At 64.9% G+C, this 16,347-nt stretch carries 18 protein-coding genes; 14 read left to right on the plus strand and 4 right to left on the minus strand.

The window, feature by feature from the left end; genetic code table 11:
- Positions 1 to 58: 58 nt before the first annotated feature.
- The 6 genes from gmd (at position 59) to NEI07_RS15035 (ending at position 5,855) form a co-directional block, all read left to right on the plus strand.
- Positions 59 to 1,042 carry a GDP-mannose 4,6-dehydratase gene (gmd, locus tag NEI07_RS15010; RefSeq protein WP_256035625.1) on the plus strand — a complete coding sequence of 328 codons (984 nt, stop codon included), beginning with the start codon at positions 59 to 61 and terminating at the stop codon, positions 1,040 to 1,042.
- 19 nt (positions 1,043 to 1,061) lie between these two features.
- Positions 1,062 to 2,051, plus strand: coding sequence for an NAD-dependent epimerase/dehydratase family protein (locus NEI07_RS15015; protein WP_256035626.1), 990 nt, complete (start codon positions 1,062 to 1,064; stop codon positions 2,049 to 2,051).
- The gene (locus NEI07_RS15020; RefSeq protein WP_256035627.1) at positions 2,048 to 3,475 is read left to right on the plus strand and encodes a glycosyltransferase family 4 protein; all 1,428 of its coding nucleotides are present in this window, start codon (positions 2,048 to 2,050) and stop codon (positions 3,473 to 3,475) included. Before NEI07_RS15015 ends, NEI07_RS15020 begins: the two co-directional genes overlap by 4 nt.
- A 187-nt stretch (positions 3,476 to 3,662) precedes the next feature.
- Positions 3,663 to 4,193, plus strand: a complete 531-nt coding sequence (locus NEI07_RS15025; RefSeq protein WP_256035628.1) for a hypothetical protein — start codon at positions 3,663 to 3,665, stop codon at positions 4,191 to 4,193.
- Positions 4,194 to 4,353: 160 nt separating this feature from the next.
- On the plus strand, positions 4,354 to 5,355 hold the full coding sequence (locus NEI07_RS15030) for an adenosine kinase (protein WP_256035629.1): 1,002 nt from the start codon (positions 4,354 to 4,356) through the stop codon (positions 5,353 to 5,355).
- A gap of 62 nt (positions 5,356 to 5,417) precedes the next feature.
- Complete coding sequence (locus NEI07_RS15035; protein WP_256035630.1) at positions 5,418 to 5,855, plus strand: FKBP-type peptidyl-prolyl cis-trans isomerase; 438 nt, start codon at positions 5,418 to 5,420, stop codon at positions 5,853 to 5,855.
- A 155-nt stretch (positions 5,856 to 6,010) separates the two neighbouring features.
- Here the strand turns inward: NEI07_RS15035 and ubiB are convergent, their stop codons facing one another.
- On the minus strand, positions 6,011 to 7,576 hold the full coding sequence (ubiB, locus tag NEI07_RS15040; RefSeq protein ID WP_256035632.1) for a 2-polyprenylphenol 6-hydroxylase: 1,566 nt from the start codon (positions 7,574 to 7,576) through the stop codon (positions 6,011 to 6,013).
- Between the two features lie 139 nt (positions 7,577 to 7,715).
- Positions 7,716 to 8,486: a bifunctional demethylmenaquinone methyltransferase/2-methoxy-6-polyprenyl-1,4-benzoquinol methylase UbiE gene (gene ubiE, locus NEI07_RS15045; protein ID WP_256035646.1), complete on the minus strand. Its 771-nt coding sequence runs from the start codon at positions 8,484 to 8,486 to the stop codon at positions 7,716 to 7,718.
- 109 nt (positions 8,487 to 8,595) lie between these two features.
- On the opposite strand from ubiE, the gene mutM reads away from it, so the two are divergent.
- The 7 genes from mutM (at position 8,596) to NEI07_RS15080 (ending at position 14,835) form a co-directional block, all read left to right on the plus strand.
- Positions 8,596 to 9,465 carry a bifunctional DNA-formamidopyrimidine glycosylase/DNA-(apurinic or apyrimidinic site) lyase gene (gene mutM, locus NEI07_RS15050; RefSeq protein WP_256035633.1) on the plus strand — a complete coding sequence of 290 codons (870 nt, stop codon included), beginning with the start codon at positions 8,596 to 8,598 and terminating at the stop codon, positions 9,463 to 9,465.
- A gap of 40 nt (positions 9,466 to 9,505) precedes the next feature.
- The gene (locus tag NEI07_RS15055; RefSeq protein WP_256035636.1) at positions 9,506 to 10,270 is read left to right on the plus strand and encodes an ABC transporter ATP-binding protein; all 765 of its coding nucleotides are present in this window, start codon (positions 9,506 to 9,508) and stop codon (positions 10,268 to 10,270) included.
- Entirely contained in the window at positions 10,267 to 11,079 is an 813-nt protein-coding gene (locus NEI07_RS15060; protein ID WP_256035637.1) for an ABC transporter permease, read from the plus strand. Before NEI07_RS15055 ends, NEI07_RS15060 begins: the two co-directional genes overlap by 4 nt.
- A gap of 2 nt (positions 11,080 to 11,081) precedes the next feature.
- Positions 11,082 to 11,810 (plus strand): TlyA family RNA methyltransferase, encoded by a 729-nt coding sequence (locus tag NEI07_RS15065; protein WP_256035638.1) that lies wholly within the window; start codon positions 11,082 to 11,084, stop codon positions 11,808 to 11,810.
- On the plus strand, positions 11,807 to 13,075 hold the full coding sequence (locus NEI07_RS15070; protein ID WP_256035639.1) for a class I SAM-dependent RNA methyltransferase: 1,269 nt from the start codon (positions 11,807 to 11,809) through the stop codon (positions 13,073 to 13,075). The genes NEI07_RS15065 and NEI07_RS15070 overlap by 4 nt, the downstream gene beginning before the upstream one ends.
- 153 nt (positions 13,076 to 13,228) lie before the next feature.
- Positions 13,229 to 13,375: a hypothetical protein gene (locus NEI07_RS15075; RefSeq protein ID WP_196399245.1), complete on the plus strand. Its 147-nt coding sequence runs from the start codon at positions 13,229 to 13,231 to the stop codon at positions 13,373 to 13,375.
- A 35-nt stretch (positions 13,376 to 13,410) separates the two neighbouring features.
- On the plus strand, positions 13,411 to 14,835 hold the full coding sequence (locus tag NEI07_RS15080) for an FAD-binding oxidoreductase (RefSeq protein ID WP_256035640.1): 1,425 nt from the start codon (positions 13,411 to 13,413) through the stop codon (positions 14,833 to 14,835).
- Here the strand turns inward: NEI07_RS15080 and NEI07_RS15085 are convergent.
- Together NEI07_RS15085 and NEI07_RS15090 are read right to left on the minus strand one after the other, a co-directional pair.
- Positions 14,832 to 15,116: a hypothetical protein gene (locus NEI07_RS15085; RefSeq protein WP_123174361.1), complete on the minus strand. Its 285-nt coding sequence runs from the start codon at positions 15,114 to 15,116 to the stop codon at positions 14,832 to 14,834. The two genes, NEI07_RS15080 and NEI07_RS15085, sit on opposite strands and share 4 nt — an antisense overlap.
- Position 15,117: 1 nt before the next feature.
- Entirely contained in the window at positions 15,118 to 15,567 is a 450-nt protein-coding gene (locus tag NEI07_RS15090; protein ID WP_256035642.1) for an RT0821/Lpp0805 family surface protein, read from the minus strand.
- 101 nt (positions 15,568 to 15,668) lie between these two features.
- Between NEI07_RS15090 and pdxH the strand changes: the two genes are divergently transcribed.
- A complete protein-coding gene (gene pdxH / locus NEI07_RS15095; protein ID WP_256035644.1) occupies positions 15,669 to 16,283 on the plus strand; it encodes a pyridoxamine 5'-phosphate oxidase in 615 nt (204 codons plus the stop codon).
- The last annotated feature ends 64 nt before the right edge of the window (positions 16,284 to 16,347 follow it).

Below are 16,347 nucleotides of genomic sequence, written 5' to 3' on the forward strand. Positions count from 1 at the left end.
GCGGCTGCGGGGGTTTCGCCTTCGCCACGGCCGCCGGCCAATTTGAATAGGACCATTAATGACCAAGCGCGCGCTGGTGACCGGCGTTACAGGACAGGACGGCGCCTATCTCTCCCAGTTTCTACTCGACAAGGGCTATGAGGTGCATGGCGTGGTGCGGCGCTCGTCGCACCGGGGCGTCGAGGACCATCGCCTGCGTTGGCTCGGCATCAGCGGCAAGCTGAATCTGCACGACGCCGATCTTGCAGATCTCTCAAGCCTGCTGCGCACCGTGCAGGACGTTCAGCCGGACGAAATCTATAATCTCGCGGCGCAGTCCTATGTCGCGTCTTCCTGGCGCCAGCCCCTCCTCACCGCGAACGTCACCGGCGTCGGCGTGACCAACGTGCTTGAGGCGATGCGGCTCGGCGCGCCCAAAGCGCGCTTCTACCAGGCGTCGTCCTCAGAAATGTACGGGCTCATCCAGGAGCCGATGCAGAGCGAGAAGACGCCCTTCTACCCGCGCAGCCCCTATGCCGTGGCGAAGCTCTACGGCCACTGGATCACCGTGAACTATCGCGAGAGCTTCGGCCTTCACGCCTCCTCGGGCATTCTCTTCAATCATGAAAGCCCGCTGCGCGGCGTCGAATTCGTCACCCGCAAGGTCACGACCGGCGTCGCCGCGATCAAACTCGGCCTCGCCACGGAGTTGCGGCTCGGCAATATCGACGCCAAGCGCGACTGGGGGCACGCCAAGGATTACGTGCGCGCCATGTGGTTGATGCTGCAGCAGGAGAAGCCGGACGATTACGTCGTCGCCACCGGCGTCACCACCACGGTGCGCGATATGTGCCACATCGCTTTCGAGCACGCCGGCCTCGACATGGAGAAATTCGTCATCATCGACCCGGCGTTCTATCGTCCGGCCGAGGTGGACGTCCTGCTTGGCGACTCCAGCAAGGCGCGCAAGGTTCTCGGCTGGAAGCCGGAGATCGATCTTCGCGAGATGATTTGCGAGATGGTGGACGCCGATCTTGCGCGGCTGCGGCGCGAGTCCGCCTAACCTGAAAAGGGCGCCCGCGATGGCCGCCTTCGAGCGCATCTTGGTGACGGGCGGCGCCGGATTTGTCGGCAGCCACCTCTGCGCGGCGCTGGCCGCGGCCTATCCGCAGGCGACGCTGTCGCTGCTGCTGCGTCCCGGCGAACGCGGCGGCCATCCAGCCTTTGAAGCGACCGCCGCCGACCTCACCGACGAACCGGCGATCGACGCGCTGATTGCGCGGGTGCGTCCCGATCTCGTCGTGCATCTCGCGGGTCAGGCGTCGATCGGTCAGGCGCTGCACGCCGCCGAAATGACCTGGCGGGCGAATTTTCACGGCTCCTTCGCGCTCGGCTCGGCGGTCGCACGTCACTGCCCGACGGCGGCGTTTCTCTTCGCCTCGACGGCGGCCGCCTATGGCGCGAGCTTTCGCGACGGGGTCTTGAACGAGGACGCCCCGTTGCGGCCGCTCGACTTCTACAGCCGCTCGAAGGTCGCCGCCGAGAGCGCGCTTGCCGATCTGCTGGCTGCCAAAGGGCGGCTCGTTGTGGCGCGGCCGGTCAATCATTCAGGTCCCGGCCAGCGCAATCGCAACTTCGCTCTCGCCTCCTTCGCCGCGCAGATCGCGGCGATCGAGACCGGCCGGGCCGAGCCGCGACTCATGGTCGGCGATCTCTCCAAGGCCCGCGATTTCCTCGACGTGCGCGACGTCGTCGACGCCTATATGCGGCTGATCGAAAAAGCGCCGGATCTGCCCGCCTCCGTCTCGATCTTTAACATCGCCTCCGGAACGGCGCATAGCCTGGAAGCGCTGCTCGAGCGGTTGCGGGGGCGGGCCAGGGCTCAATTTGCGATCGAGATCGATCCGGCGCTGCTGCGCCCCCAAAGCGACATCGCCAGCGTCGCCTGCGACGCGACGAGGCTGACCGAAGCGACGGGCTGGCGTCCCCGCCACGACATCGACGACATGCTGCAGGCGCTTCTCGACGACGCCCGCGCAGCCCAAACGCAGGCCGCAACGGCGACGTCATGAGCGAGCGGCAAAGCCGAGATCCGGAGCAGGAGCGCGAACGCACCCGCCTGCTCGAATTTCAGCTCGAACATTTGCGCGCCGAACTCCTGCATCTGACTCATGAGCGCTATCGGCTGATCTACTCGGTCTCCGGCCACATCTATCGCTTTCTGCGACCGATCGAAGCGTTCCTCGCCGACGCCGCGAACGCTCTCGTCGCGCGTTTTCGCCCGCCGCCGCCCGACGCGACGACGCCATCGACGTTCGGTGAGGGCGCTCCGGCCGTTCGAGGCGCGCCGCTGCCGGCGCGAAGGCTGCTGGTCGATGTGACGGGAACGATCAAGCGCGACGCCGGCACCGGCATTCAGCGCGTCGTCAAGGAAGTGACGCGCGGCCTCTATAGCGGCGAAAGCTTCGACCTGCCCGCGGTGGCGGTTCGCTGCGAAGCCGGCCGGCTGCTGACCGCCAACGGCTTCGTCGCGGAGCTCGTCGGCGGCGACGCCTCGCCAGACTCCGAGATCGCGATCGCCGGCGGCGACCGCTTTCTGATGCTTTCCGACAGCTGGAACGCCTTCGACGAACTCGCGCCGATTTTCGCGAAGATTCGGGACGAGGGCGGCGAGGTCGTCACCTGCATCTTCGATCTCATTCCAGAGCTTTATCCGCACGCCTGCCACGAAGTGACGGTGCCGCGCTATCGCGCCTGGCTGCGCAAGGCGCTCCTTGAGAGCGACAGTTTTCTGGCGATTTCGCGAACGGTCGCCGACGAACTCGCTGACTATGTCGCTGCGCAAGGGCTGCCGCATCGTCCCGGTCTCAAGATCGGCTGGTTTCACTGCGGCTCCGATCTTGCGCTGCGCGCAGACGCCGCGCCGCGCGACAAGATCAAAGCGGCGGTCGCCGACGATGCGCCGGTCTTTCTCGCCGTGGGCACGATCGAACCGCGCAAGGGTCAGCGCGTCGCCCTTCGCGCCTTTGAAGACCTCTGGGCGAGAGGGCGCGACGTCCGGCTCATCGTCGTGGGTCGGCGCGGCTGGTTTGAAGAAGCGGTGGCGAGCGAAATTCTCGAACACAAAGAATTCGGTCGTCGGCTGTTCTGGTTCGACGACGCGGACGACGACGAGCTTTCGTTTCTCTACGATCACGCGGCGGCGCTGATCTTCCCGTCCTATGCGGAAGGCTTCGGCCTGCCGATCGTCGAGGCGGCGCGGCGCGGCCGCCCGGTGATCTGCAGCGATATCCCGGTATTTCGCGAGGTCGGAGGGGCCGGCGCGCTCTATTTTCGCGTCAATGACGCCAAGGCGCTGGCCGAGACGGTCGCCGACTTTCTCGACGGCCGCCGGGCCGCCGAACCGGACCAGGTCTTGCGCGTCGCCTGGCGCGACGCCGCGCGGCGCATCGTCGAGGTGGTTGCGCGCGAGGATTGGAGCCGGCGCCTGCGTTAACCTGCCGGTTTGCGCTGCACCATGAGAATCGCCGTATTTCCGCGCTCCGTGAAAGCATGGTAGATAGGCGCCAATTGGTCGTGCGGCCCGGCCAGCGCTCTTGCGGCGCGCTGGGCCGCACGACTTTTCGCTTCCAATGCGGGTAGGGCTTTCGCCTTCTCCCACGCCAAAAACGGAAACGCTCTCCATGCAGATCAATATTCCGCTTCTCAATCAGCAGACGCCGCAGACCGTGCTCAAGATGATCAATCTCGAAGCGTCGCAGCTCTCGCTGCCGGATTCGCGCGAATTGATGTGGGGCGCTTTCGGCGCCTATGGCGTGCTTCAGGCGATCGCGCAGTCGTTCAACCACTCGCTGCTCGGGAGCCTGATCTACGGCGTGATGAGCGTGGTCCTTCTCTACGGCGGAACTTACGGTCTGCTGCGCGTTCTGAAAGAGGACGCAAAGTTTCAGCGCACCGCCACGGCGCTCGCCATCATGAGCGGGCTTGGGGCGCTCGCTTATACTGTCCTGCACCTCCTCTTCGGCATCGCCCTGCCGCCGCCCTTGCCGACCGAAAAGCTGCTGCGCTTTCTGCTCTTTCCGATTCTGATTTGGATGGTGTTCATGTACGCCTTCGTGTTCCGGCACGTGTCGCTGCGCCCGGCGCCGGCCTTCTTCGCGGCGGCGCTGTTCGTCATCGTCATCGAAGTGATCCTGTCGCCGATCAGCAGATAGCCGCAAATCCATATTTTGACGGCGCGGCGCTCGGCCGCATCACGTCGTGGATTTCGCGCATGCCTCGCATGTGATCGACGGAACCGCGGCGCAATGCTAGACAACGCGCCAGCGGCGCGCAGACGCCCGATTGCCTACGCTAAACGGATTAACGACGCTCATGACCTTATCATTTGACGTTCTGGGCATTGGCAACGCCATCGTCGACACGATCGCGCGCGCCGAGGACGATGATTTGCTGCAGGCTGGACTGCGCAAAGGCTCGATGACGCTGGTCGACGAAGCGCGCGCCGCTGAACTTTATACAGCGATGGGCCCGACGACGGTTATTTCTGGCGGCTCGGCCGCCAACACCATGGCGGGCCTTGCGAGCCTGGGGCGCGCCGCGGGATTCGTCGGCAAGGTCAAGGAGGACGACGCGGGGCGCGAATTCGCGCATGACATCCGCAAGGCCGGAGTCGCCTTCGACACGCCGGCAGCCGCCGACGGCGCCGCGACCGCGCGCTGCTTGATTTTCGTGACGCCGGACGGTCAGCGCACGATGAACACGTTTCTGGGCGCCTGTCAGGCGCTCGCCCCCTCGGACATCGACGAGGAGACGGTCGCGCGCGCGAAGGTCCTCTATATGGAGGGCTATCTCTGGGACCCGCCGGGCGCCAAGGAGGCTTTCCTGAAGGCGGCGAAGATCTCGCGCGCCAACGGACGCAAGGTGGCGATTACCCTTTCCGACAGTTTCTGCGTCGATCGCTATCGCGGCGAATTTCTATCTCTCATTCGCGACCGTGTCGTCGACATCGTTTTCGCCAATGAAAGCGAATTGCACGCGCTCTATCAAACCGGCGATTTCGAGACGGCCCTCGCGGCGCTGCGCGCCGAAGACGGGCTGCTTGGCGTCGTCACGCGGTCGGAAAAGGGCTGCGTCGTGGCGAATGGCGCGAGCGCCCTCGCCGCGCCGGCCTGTCCTGTCGATGCGGTCGTCGACACGACCGGCGCCGGCGACCTCTTCGCCGCCGGTTTTCTCGCCGGCTACACGCAGGACTTGCCGCATGAACGCAGCGCGATGCTCGGCGCGCTCGCCGCGGCGGAGATCATCTCCCACGTCGGCGCGCGGCCGCAGAAGGATTTGCTGCAACTCGCCCGCGACACTGGCGTGCTGGAATAGGTTCGGGTTTCCTCGACCTGAGGCGCTCGATCGGCGATTCAAACAAGCTGGAGGAACGAAAGATGCGCCTTGTCTCCAAAGCGGTTCTGGCCGCATTTGCCGCAGTCGCGAGCCTCGCGCTCACCGTTGAAGCGCGCACTGAAGAGCAGATGACGAAAAGCCTTACCGGCCTTCAGTACAAGGACACAAAGGTCGGGACGGGCGCGACCCCCAAGATCGGCCAGACCGCGGTCGTGCACTACACGGGCTGGCTCTACAACAATGGCGAGAAGGGCAAGAAATTCGACTCCTCGCGCGATCGGGGTGAGCCGTTCGCATTCCCGCTGGGCCAGGGCCAGGTGATCAAGGGCTGGGACGAGGGCGTGGAAACCATGAAGGTCGGCGGCAAGCGCACGCTCGTCATTCCGCCAGAACTCGGCTACGGCGCGCGCGGCGCCGGCGGCGTCATTCCGCCGAACGCCTGGCTGATCTTCGACGTGGAGCTTGTCGGGGTGAAATAGACGCCGCGTCGGTTGTCGACCAAACAAAGCGCCGCCCGCCATTGTTAATGGGGGCGGCGTTTTTTGTGGAAGTGGACTGAAAGGCCGTCGCTCAAGGAGCAGGGCGACGTGCCGACGCCCGAGACGAATCTTCGCGTTACGCCAAGGCCTTGAGATTAGCGCCCGAATATCCACATGGCGGCAAGGAGCACTAAGGCGAGACCGATCAGCATCGTCCTGTCGGAGCGCCGGCGCGTCTCGCCCAGCGCCTCGATCGAGTGCGGCGAAAGATCCACGCCGCGCTCGGACATTTCGCTCACCCGCTGGATCGCCGTTTCGGCTTCCTGCAGCGTCTGCGGCAGGCGCGTCGCGAGCTTCGCCAGCTCCGTAAGACTTCTGCTCGCGTCCTCGATCTTCGCCTTTACGCCAAGATTCTCCTCGATCCAGGAGCGCACCACCGGATCGCAGGTCTTCCATATATCGAGCTTGGGATCGAAGGCGCGGGCGACGCCCTCGGCGACGACCATGGTCTTTTGCAGCAGCACCAGCTCGGTGCGCGTGCGCATGTCGAACAGCGCCGTCACTTCGAAGAGCAGGGTCAAGAGACGCGCCATCGAAATATCGGCGGCGTTGATCATGTGCATCGGCTCGCCGATGGCGCGCAGCGCCTGCGCAAACTCTTGAATGGAATGGGCGGCGGGAACATAGCCCGCCTCGAAATGAACCTCGGCGACGCGCTTGTAGTCGCGAATGATGAAGCCGTAGAGAATCTCGGCGAGGAACCGGCGCTCCTTCAATCCCAGCCGGCCCATGATGCCGAAGTCGATGGCGACGAGCCGGCCCCGCTTGTCGACGAAGAGATTGCCCTGATGCATGTCGGCGTGAAAAAAACCGTCGCGCATCGCATGGCGCAGAAATGACTGCAGCACGTTGCGGCCGATCGCCTTGAGGTCGTAGCCCTCGGCGGCAACCCGCTCGATATCCGAGAGAGGAACGCCGTCGACCCATTCGAGCGTCAGCACTTCGCGATCCGTGCGGCTCCAGTCGACGGCGGGCACGTGAATCTCCGGATCGCCGGCGACATTATCGGCGAATTCGGACGCGGCCGCCGCCTCGAGACGAAAGTCGGTTTCAAGCCTTACGGTGCGCGCGAGCGTATCGACGACCTCGATCATACGCAGCCGGCGCGCTTCGGAGGAATAGCGCTCAGCGAATCGCGCCACGCGATACATGTCGCGCAGATCGAGCGCGAATCGGCCTTCGATGCCCGGGCGCAGCACTTTCACCGCAACCTTGCGCACGCCCTCCTTGTATTGCGCCTGGGCCATATGCACCTGCGCGACGGACGCGGCGGCGACAGGCTCGCCAAAAGACACAAACAGCTCGTCTATGCTGCGGCCCAGCGCCTTTTCGACGATCGCGACGGCCTTGTCGCGGCCGAACGGCTCCATCCGGTCCTGCAGCGCGGTCAGCGCATCGGCGATCTCGCCCCCGACGATGTCGGGGCGCGTCGCCAGAAATTGCCCGAGCTTCACATAGGAGGGGCCGATCTGCGCCAGCGCGCGCACCAGCGCCGTCCCGGCGCCGTCGCGCTTGCCGCCCGCGAAGAGATTGGCGAAGCGCACGAGCGGCCCCGCCGCCGGCGGCAGAAGCGCCGGATCGAGAAGCGCAAAGACGCCTTCGCGCGCCATGATGTAGCCGGCGCGCGCCAGACGATAGAAATGACCGACGCCAAGGATCACGAACGCCGCCGCTCTTTAGATCACGCTTCATTCGGGCGGAATCGCCCAAACTCCAGATAAGGTGATCGAAGCCAAAGATTAGAGCGCGGCGTTACGCGAAAAACCGGATCCCGCTTTTTCGCAGCGCGCTCTTTTGAGATCAGCTCTTCCAGCCGGAATGGATCGCGACGACGCCGCCCGTCAACCGCTCAAAGCCCGTGCGTCGAAAGCCCGCCTTCCGGATCATCCGTTCGAATTCTTCCGCGCTGGGGAATTTGCGGATCGATTCGACGAGATAGCGGTAGGGCTCCGAATCTCCCGCGACAAGCTTGCCGATCGCCGGAATGACGTTGAACGAATAGGCTTCGTAGAGCTTGTCGAGGCCCGGAACGGCGACCTGCGAAAACTCAAGGCACAGGAACCGGCCGCCGGGCTTCAGCACGCGATGGGCTTCGGCAAGGGCGACGTCGATGCGCGGCACGTTGCGAATGCCGAAAGCAACCGTGTAGCTGTCGAAATGCGCGTCGGGAAAAGGCAGCGATTCGGCGTTGGCCTGCACGAACTCGACGCCGGAAAGGCTGCGATCTCGCGCGCGATCGCGGCCCACTTCCAGCATGTCGCCATTGATGTCGAGCACGACGATTTCCGCGTCATGCGCGGCGTCGGCGGCGATGCGAAAAGCGACGTCGCCCGTGCCGCCCGCGACGTCGAGATGGCGAAAGCCCTTGCGCCCCCGCGCATTGACCTTGGCGGCGAGCGTGTCCTTCCACAGCCGGTGCATACCGCCCGACATGAGGTCGTTCATGATATCGTAGCGCCGCGCAACCTTGTGGAAGACGTCGTCGACGAGGCCCTGCTTCTCGTTCAAGGGAACCTCGGAATAGCCGAAATGGGTCGAGCCCTCTCGCTCGGAAGTTCGATCAATCATCAGGCGCTCGGGTGACGAGGAAGGAAGGGGACGGTATAGCCTGTCGCCGAGCCGGTGGCTACGCCCGCGCCAATCCAGCCCGCCGGCTCCTTGACGGGGTCTACCTTAGTTTATGCCAGAGCTGCCCGAAGTCGAAACCGTGCGACGGGGATTGGCGCCCGCGCTCGTCGGCGCGACGATCGAGCGCGTCGAGCTGAGGCGCCCCGATCTGCGCTTTCCGTTCCCCGAACGCTTTGCCGCGCGTCTTCAGGGCCGGCGCGTTCTCGACCTTCGCCGTCGCGCGAAATATCTCCTCGTCGATCTCGACGACGGCCATTCGCTGATCATGCATCTTGGCATGAGCGGCTCGTTTCGGATCGATGAAGAAACGCCAGGCGCGTTTCACCACAAGCGCGACAAAAACGCCGCGCATGACCATGTCGTCTTGCATCTCGATCATGGGCGGCGCGTCGTCTACAACGACCCGCGCCGTTTCGGCTACATGCTGCTCATCGCCACGCATGCAGTCGACGAAGACAAGCTCTTTCGCGGCCTCGGCGTCGAGCCTTTGAATGGCGCGCTCGACGCCGCATTCCTTGCCCACGCCTTTCGCGGACGCGCGGCGCCGGCGAAGGCGCTGCTGCTCGACCAGCGCCTGATCGCCGGCCTGGGCAATATCTACGTCTGCGAGGCGCTGCATCGCGCGCATATTTCGCCGCTGCGCGCCGCGGGATCGCTCGTTCTCGCCAGCGGCCGGCCAACGGCGGCGCTGGCGCGGCTGCCGGAGGCGATCAAGGACGTCTTGACGGATGCGCTAAAGGCGGGCGGCTCGTCCTTACGGGATCATCGCCAGATCGACGGCTCGCTCGGCTATTTCCAGCATAGTTTCCGCGTCTATGACCGCGAAGGCGCCGCCTGCCCGACGCCCGGCTGCAAGGGAACGATCACGCGCGTCGTTCAATCCGGCCGCTCGACGTTTTATTGTCCCTGCTGCCAGACGTGACGCCCTTGCGAGGCGGCCCGCGGCGAGCTTAATAACCTCCATGTCCCAAAATGCAGTCGCGCCAAGGCCGACGCTCGCCGTCGCCGGCCTTTCCAAGAATTATGACAAGCGTAGAGTCGTCGGCCCGCTCGATTTCTCGCTGGAGGCAGGCTCCGTCACCGGCCTGCTCGGCGGCAATGGCGCCGGCAAGACCACGACGATCGGCATGGTGATGGGGCTGATCGAACCGACGCAAGGTTCGGTCCACGCTTTCGGCTGCGACATGTCGCGCGAACGCTATGGCGCGCTCGGCCGGATGAACTTCGAAAGTCCCTATGTCGACATGCCGCATCGCCTCACTGTGCGGCAGAATTTGCGCGTCTTCGGCATGCTCTACGACGTCGCGGATCTCGACGCGAAGATCGAGCAGCTTGCGAAGGATCTGGCGCTGGGCGATTTTCTCGACCGGCAGACCGGACGCCTGTCCGCAGGCCAGAAAACGCGCGTCGCCATCGCCAAATCGCTGATCAACGACCCGCAGCTCCTGCTGCTGGACGAGCCGACGGCGTCGCTCGACCCCGACACGGCCGACTGGGTACGGACGCGTCTCGAAGCGCATCGGCGCACGCATAATTGCGCGATCCTGCTCGCCTCCCACAATATGAGCGAGGTCGAGCGTCTGTGCGACCGCGTGCTGATGTTGAAGGACGGGACGCTCGTCGACGACGATTCGCCCGCAAGCCTCCTGGCGCGCTACGGCCGCGACACGCTCGAAGAAGTGTTTCTCGACGTCGCCCGCGGCCGTGTCGAGGGGGCCTCGGCATGAATGTTTCCTTCAAGCGCATCGGCGCGATGGTGCTGCGCTACGCCTATCTCTTACGCGCGTCCTACACGCGCGTGCTCGACATCATCTATTGGCCGGCCATTCAGCTCCTCACCTGGGGATTTCTGCAAACCTATCTCGTGCGCGCCGGCGCTCTCGCGGCGCCGGGCGGGGCGGCGCAAGCCGCCGGCACGCTGATCGGCGCCATTCTTCTTTGGGACATTCTGCTGCGCGGACAACAGGGCTTCTGCTTCTCCTTCATCGAGGAATTGTGGTCGCGCAATCTACCCAACATTCTGATGAGCCCGCTGCGGCCGGCGGAGTTCGTCGGCGCGCTTGTGGCCATGAGCCTCATTCGACTCGCCGTCGGCGTGCTTCCCGTCACGATCATGGCGATCCTGTTCTTCGGCTTCAATCTCTGGGCGCTCGGGATCGCTTTCGCCGCCTTCTTCGTCGTGCTGATGTTCTTCGCCTGGAGCATCGGCCTCTTCGTCTCCGGCATTCTGCTGCGCTTTGGACTTGGCGCGGAAAATCTTGTCTGGTCGCTGATGTTCTTCGTGCAGCCGCTCGGCGCCGTCTATTATCCGGTGACCACGCTGCCCAACTGGCTGCAGCCGGTCTCCTGGATGCTGCCGCCGACCTATGTGTTCGAAGGGCTGCGCGGCGTGTTGATCGATCACGTCATCCGCTGGGATCTGCTGACGCAAGGCTTTGCGATCGACGTCTTTCTGTTCGCGGCCGCATCGGCGGCGTTCGGCCTGCTGCTGAAAAGCGCGCGGCGCGCCGGCTCGCTGCTGCAGACGGGAGAGTGAACTTGGCCGGGACCCGCGCCGATTCGGCGCTCCATGCGCGAGGGCTGTTCGAGAGTCGCGCCAAGGCGCGCGAGGCGATCGAAGCCGGCCTCGTGAGCGTCGACGGCCGCATCGTCAAAAAGCCCTCCGAGCCAATCGCCGCCGACGCGCATATTGTCGCGCGCGCGGCCTACCCCTGGGTGTCGCGCGGCGGCGTGAAGCTTGCGCATGCGCTCGACCAGTTTGGCGTTGACCCTCACGGGCGCTTCTGTCTCGACGTCGGCGCCTCGACGGGGGGCTTCACCGACGTTCTGCTGACGCGCGGCGCGCGTCACGTCGTCGCGATCGACGTCGGTCACGGGCAACTGCATGCGCGGCTGCGCGAAGATCAACGCGTGATCTCGCTGGAAGGACAGGACGCCCGCACGCTGACCCCGGCGCATTTGACCGAGGCGCCGAGCCTGATCGTGATCGACGCCAGCTTCATTTCGCTGGCGGCGCTCTTGCCGCACGTTCTTTCGCTCGCCGCGCCGCGCGCCGACCTTGTCGCGCTGATCAAGCCGCAGTTTGAAGCGGGGCGCGCCGCCGTGAAGAAAGGCGTGGTGCGCGACGAGAAAATTCACACAGAGGTTTGCGCCCGCACGGAAGGAGACATCGAAGCTCTCGGCTGGCGTGTAAGCGGCGTCATTCCTTCGCCGATCGAGGGCGGCGACGGCAATCGCGAATTCCTGATTCATGCGGCGCGATCATGAGCGTTGAGCGTCTCGTCATCGAGCGGCTCGGCCATCGCGGCGAGGGCGTGGCGCTGCTTGGCGCTCGTCGCGTTTTCGTGCCCTATGCTCTCGCAGGCGAAACCGTAACGGCGGAGGTCGACGACGAGCACGCGCGTCTCGTCGACATCGTCGAAGCGTCGCCGCAGCGCATCGCGCCGATCTGTCCGCACTTTGAGAATTGTGGCGGCTGCGCCGTTCAAACGCTGCGCGCGGACGCCTATGCGGACTGGAAGCGCAGCCTCGTCGAAACGGCGCTCGCAAATGCGGGGCTGACGCTCGATGTCGCGCCGACCGTCGACGCGCATGGCGCCGGCCGGCGGCGCGTGACGTTCCACGCCCGGTTCGACGCAGGCAAGGCGCGGGTCGGCTATATGGCGGCGCGCTCGCATCGAATCGTCGAGATCGAGGCCTGTCCAGTACTCGCGCCCGAGCTTTGCGGCGCGCTGCCCGCCGCCCGCGCGATCTCCGTAATTCTCGCGTCGCGCGGCAAGCCGCTCGACATCGCCGTCACGGCGACCCTCGGCGGCCTCGACGTGGAGCTGCGCGGCGGCGGGCCGCTCAATGATTTAGAAACCGGCGCGCTGATCGCCGCGGCCGACGCGCATGATCTCGCGCGGCTGACGAATCACGGCAGGCTTATCGCGCTGCGCCGGGCGCCGCAGATCGAAATCGGCGAGGCGCCGCTCACGCTTCCGCCTGGCGTGTTCCTGCAGGCGACCCAGGCCGGCGAAGAAGCGCTCGCGGCGCGCGTTCTGAGCGCGACGGCGAAAGCGCAAAACGTCGCCGATCTGTTTTGCGGCGTCGGGGCCTTCGCGCTTCGGCTGGCGCGGCGCGCGCAGGTGAAAGCCTATGATATGGACGCCGCCGCACTCGCGGCGATGCGCGCCGCGGCGCATGCGACGCGAGGCCTGCGCGCGCTCGAAGGCATCGCCCGCGATCTCTTTACGCGTCCGCTCAGCGCCCATGAACTCAATGGGTTCGACGCTGTCGTGTTCGATCCGCCGCGCGCCGGCGCCGCCGCTCAGGCGGCAGAAATCGCGCAATCGGAAGTTCCGATCGTCGTCGCCGTCTCCTGCCATGCACAAAGTTTCGCCCGTGACGCCGCAATTTTGCTCAAAGGCGGGTACGTCATCCGCGAGATCACGCCGCTCGACCAGTTTCGCTATGCGGCGCATGTCGAGATCGTGGCCGTTTTCGAGAAGTCGAGCGGACGCAAATCCGCAAAACGGCGTCTGCTTGGGTGAAATTGTCGGCGCCTGCGTCGCTCTTGCGTGCCAAGAATGTCACAGGACGGTCAAGAAACGCCGAGGCGCGGCCGGGTTCTGGCAAAGCGGAGTTGCCGGGCGCCCAAATCAGGCATAGGATTTGCGAGTGGTCCAGCGTAGGCGGAAATTCTAATGATTTCCGTGGTCTGGAAGGAGAACGTCATGATGAATGCGCTTATCGCCGCGACATTGTGCAGTATCGTCCTCGCAAGCGCGCCGGTCGCCATGCGCGCTTATGTCTACGCCCGCCGCAAAGATGATCGCCGCAACTATCGCTAAGGACAGCGCGACAAAAAGGGCGCATCTTACTGCCTGTGACAGCCATTCGGTCTGACGCGCCTCTTTTGCTTTCTCGTCTCGCGGCCATTGTCGGCGAGGCGGCCGTCGTAACGGACGCGACGGCGATGTCCCCTTACCTGGCTGAGCCTCGCGACCTCTATCATGGCCGCGCGCTCTGCGTTCTCAAGCCAAGAACCGCACATGACGTCGCCGGAATCCTGGCGCTGTGCAATGAAACCGGCGCGTCCGTAACGCCCCAGGGCGGCAACACCGGACTGGTCGGCGGACAAACCCCCGACCCAAGCGGCGCATCCGTCGTGCTTTCGCTCGAACGGCTCAATCAGATTCGCGCCGTCGACGCGACGGCCGACGCGATGACGGTCGAGGCCGGCGTAACGCTATCGCAAGCGCAAGACGCCGCGCAGGCCGCCGACCGCTATTTCCCGCTCTCTCTGGCCTCCGAAGGCAGCTGCACGATCGGCGGCAATCTCGCGACCAACGCCGGGGGCGTGCATGTCCTCGCCTATGGCTCGATGCGCGATTTGGTGCTGGGCGTCGAGGTCGCGCTCGCCGACGGACGGCTGCTCTCGACCCTCGGCGCCCTGCGCAAGGACAACACCGGCTACGATTTGACGCGCCTTTTCGTCGGTTCGGAAGGCACGCTGGGCGTCATCACCGCTGCGACGCTGAAGCTTTTCCCGACTCCGCGCTCCCACGCCGTGGCCTTTCTCGGGCTTCGCGATCCTGACCAGGCGCTTTTGCTGCTGAACTTCGTCAAAGGCCGCGCGGGTCCGATGCTTAACGCCTTCGAGCTCGTGTCGCGATTGGGGCTCGAGCTCGTCCTGCGTCATATTCCCGGAACGCGCGATCCTCTGGCGCAGCCGCACGACTGGTATGCGCTGATCGAGCTTGCCGCCTTCGCCGATGGCGAAGCCGAGCGCGCCGCCGCCGACATTCTCGCCGCGGCGATCGACGCGAACTTGGCGCAGGACGCGATCCTCGCGCAATCGCTGGATCAGTCGCGCGCGCTGTGGAAGCTGCGCGAAAGCATGTCGGAAGCCCAGAAGCGCGAAGGCGGCTCGATCAAGCACGACATCGCCGTTCCGGTGAATACGATTCCGCGCTTCATCGAGGAGGCTGGGCAAAGGCTGCGCGCCGCTTTCCCGCTGGCGCGGCCGGTTCCCTTCGGCCACATGGGCGACGGCAACATCCACTATAATATCTCGCAGCCTGTCGGCGCCGATAGAGCGGAATTCATCGCGCATTGGGCGGAGGTCAACGCCATCGTGCACGGCCTCGTGCACGAGTTCGGCGGCTCGATTTCGGCCGAACATGGAATCGGACGGCTGAAACGCGATCTCTTGCGCGCAACGAAGGACCCGGTCGCGCTCGACGCCATGCGCGCCATCAAGGCGGCGCTCGACCCCAAGGGCATCCTCAATCCGGGCGTGTTGCTTTAGCTTCGGCGTTGCGGACAGACGATTTTCACCGTGATCCCGTCCCTATAAATGAAATATTCGACGCAAGACTGACCATTGACGTCGACCGGCCGCTTGCCCACGTCAGCGGCGCGAAGGAAATCCGCGATCGACGTACGGCCCTTGTCGTCCCAATCCATTTCCGCCCAGTCATAGCCTTGCCTCCAGGCCGTGATGGCGCGCGCGACGAAAAAGAAGGCAGGAATCGCCAGGATCGCGGCGATGGTCGTCACAATGAGTCGTTTGCCGAAGGGCGCCGACATGTCATCCTTTCCTGGAGCGCTTCACCTCGGTGAGCGCCCATTCGGCGGTTTTTTCACGACAGGCCGCGCCCTGAAGGCTTTCCTCGGTCTCTTTCACGACGATGTCGCCATGAAAGGCGCGGCAGATTCTGCCTTCCAGCGGATAGGGCTGGCCGACCGGGGTGAAGGAGCCCTTGGCGCCGCTCTGCGGATTGTCCCAATTGACGCTCGCGCCGCTGCCTTGCGGGTCGAGCGCGGTGCTCAGCGCGGCGATGGCCCGGCGCTGATCTTCCGAATCGAGCGCGCCAGACAGTTTGGGAGGAGATTTTGGGATCGCGCTTGTGACGTCCGACGCGACGCGCTCCGAATTCCACATGACGGAGGGGTCCGAGGCCATGGGAACGGCGATCGAACAGCCGGCGAGCCCGCCGGCCGTCGCCGTCAGAACGATGAGCCTTGCGCCGCGCGACATTTGAGCAATGACGCAAGCGGCGGTATGTCTGACGCACTGGAAGTGCAAAGCGCCACCTTTGATGCGCCGATCTTTGAATCGGCTTGAGAAAGGATTCTCGCTTGAACGCGTTAACGCCGGGTGACTTTGTCGAGGCCGCCGAACCTTTCGCATTGTTTGGCCAATGGTTCGAGGAGGCCAAACTCAAAGAGCCGAACGATCCCGAGGCGATGGTCTTGGCGACGGCCGACGCTCACGGCCTGCCCGACGCGCGCATGGTGCTCCTGAAGGAATGGACCCCAGAGGGTTTCGTCTTCTACACCAACGCCGAGAGCGCCAAGGGGCGCCAACTCGAGGCGAACATGCAGGCGGCGGGGCTCTTTCACTGGAAGTCGCTTCGCCGGCAGGTGCGGCTGCGCGGACCCGTCAGCCGCGTCAGCGACGCCGAGGCGGATGAATATTTCGCCAGCCGGCCGCGCGACTCCCGCATCGGCGCCTGGGCGAGCCAACAGTCGCGCCCGCTGGAAAGCCGGTTCGCGCTCGAAAAGTCGGTCGCCGTCTTCGCCGCAAAATATGCGGTTGGCGGCATTCCCCGCCCGCCCTACTGGCGCGGCTTTCGAATTGCGCCTGTTGCGATGGAATTCTGGTCCGATCGGCCGTTCCGGCTCCACGACCGCGTCCGCTTTTTCCGGACGGAGCCAGGCGAAGATTGGCGAAAGGAGCGGCTCTACCCATGACGGCACCCAAGACAGCGCCCATGACGGCGCCCAAGACGGCGCAAGCAAAGCGCGCGACGGCGGC

This window comes from Methylocystis suflitae (genome assembly GCF_024448135.1).
GTDB classification, from domain to species: Bacteria; Pseudomonadota; Alphaproteobacteria; order Rhizobiales; family Beijerinckiaceae; genus Methylocystis; species Methylocystis suflitae.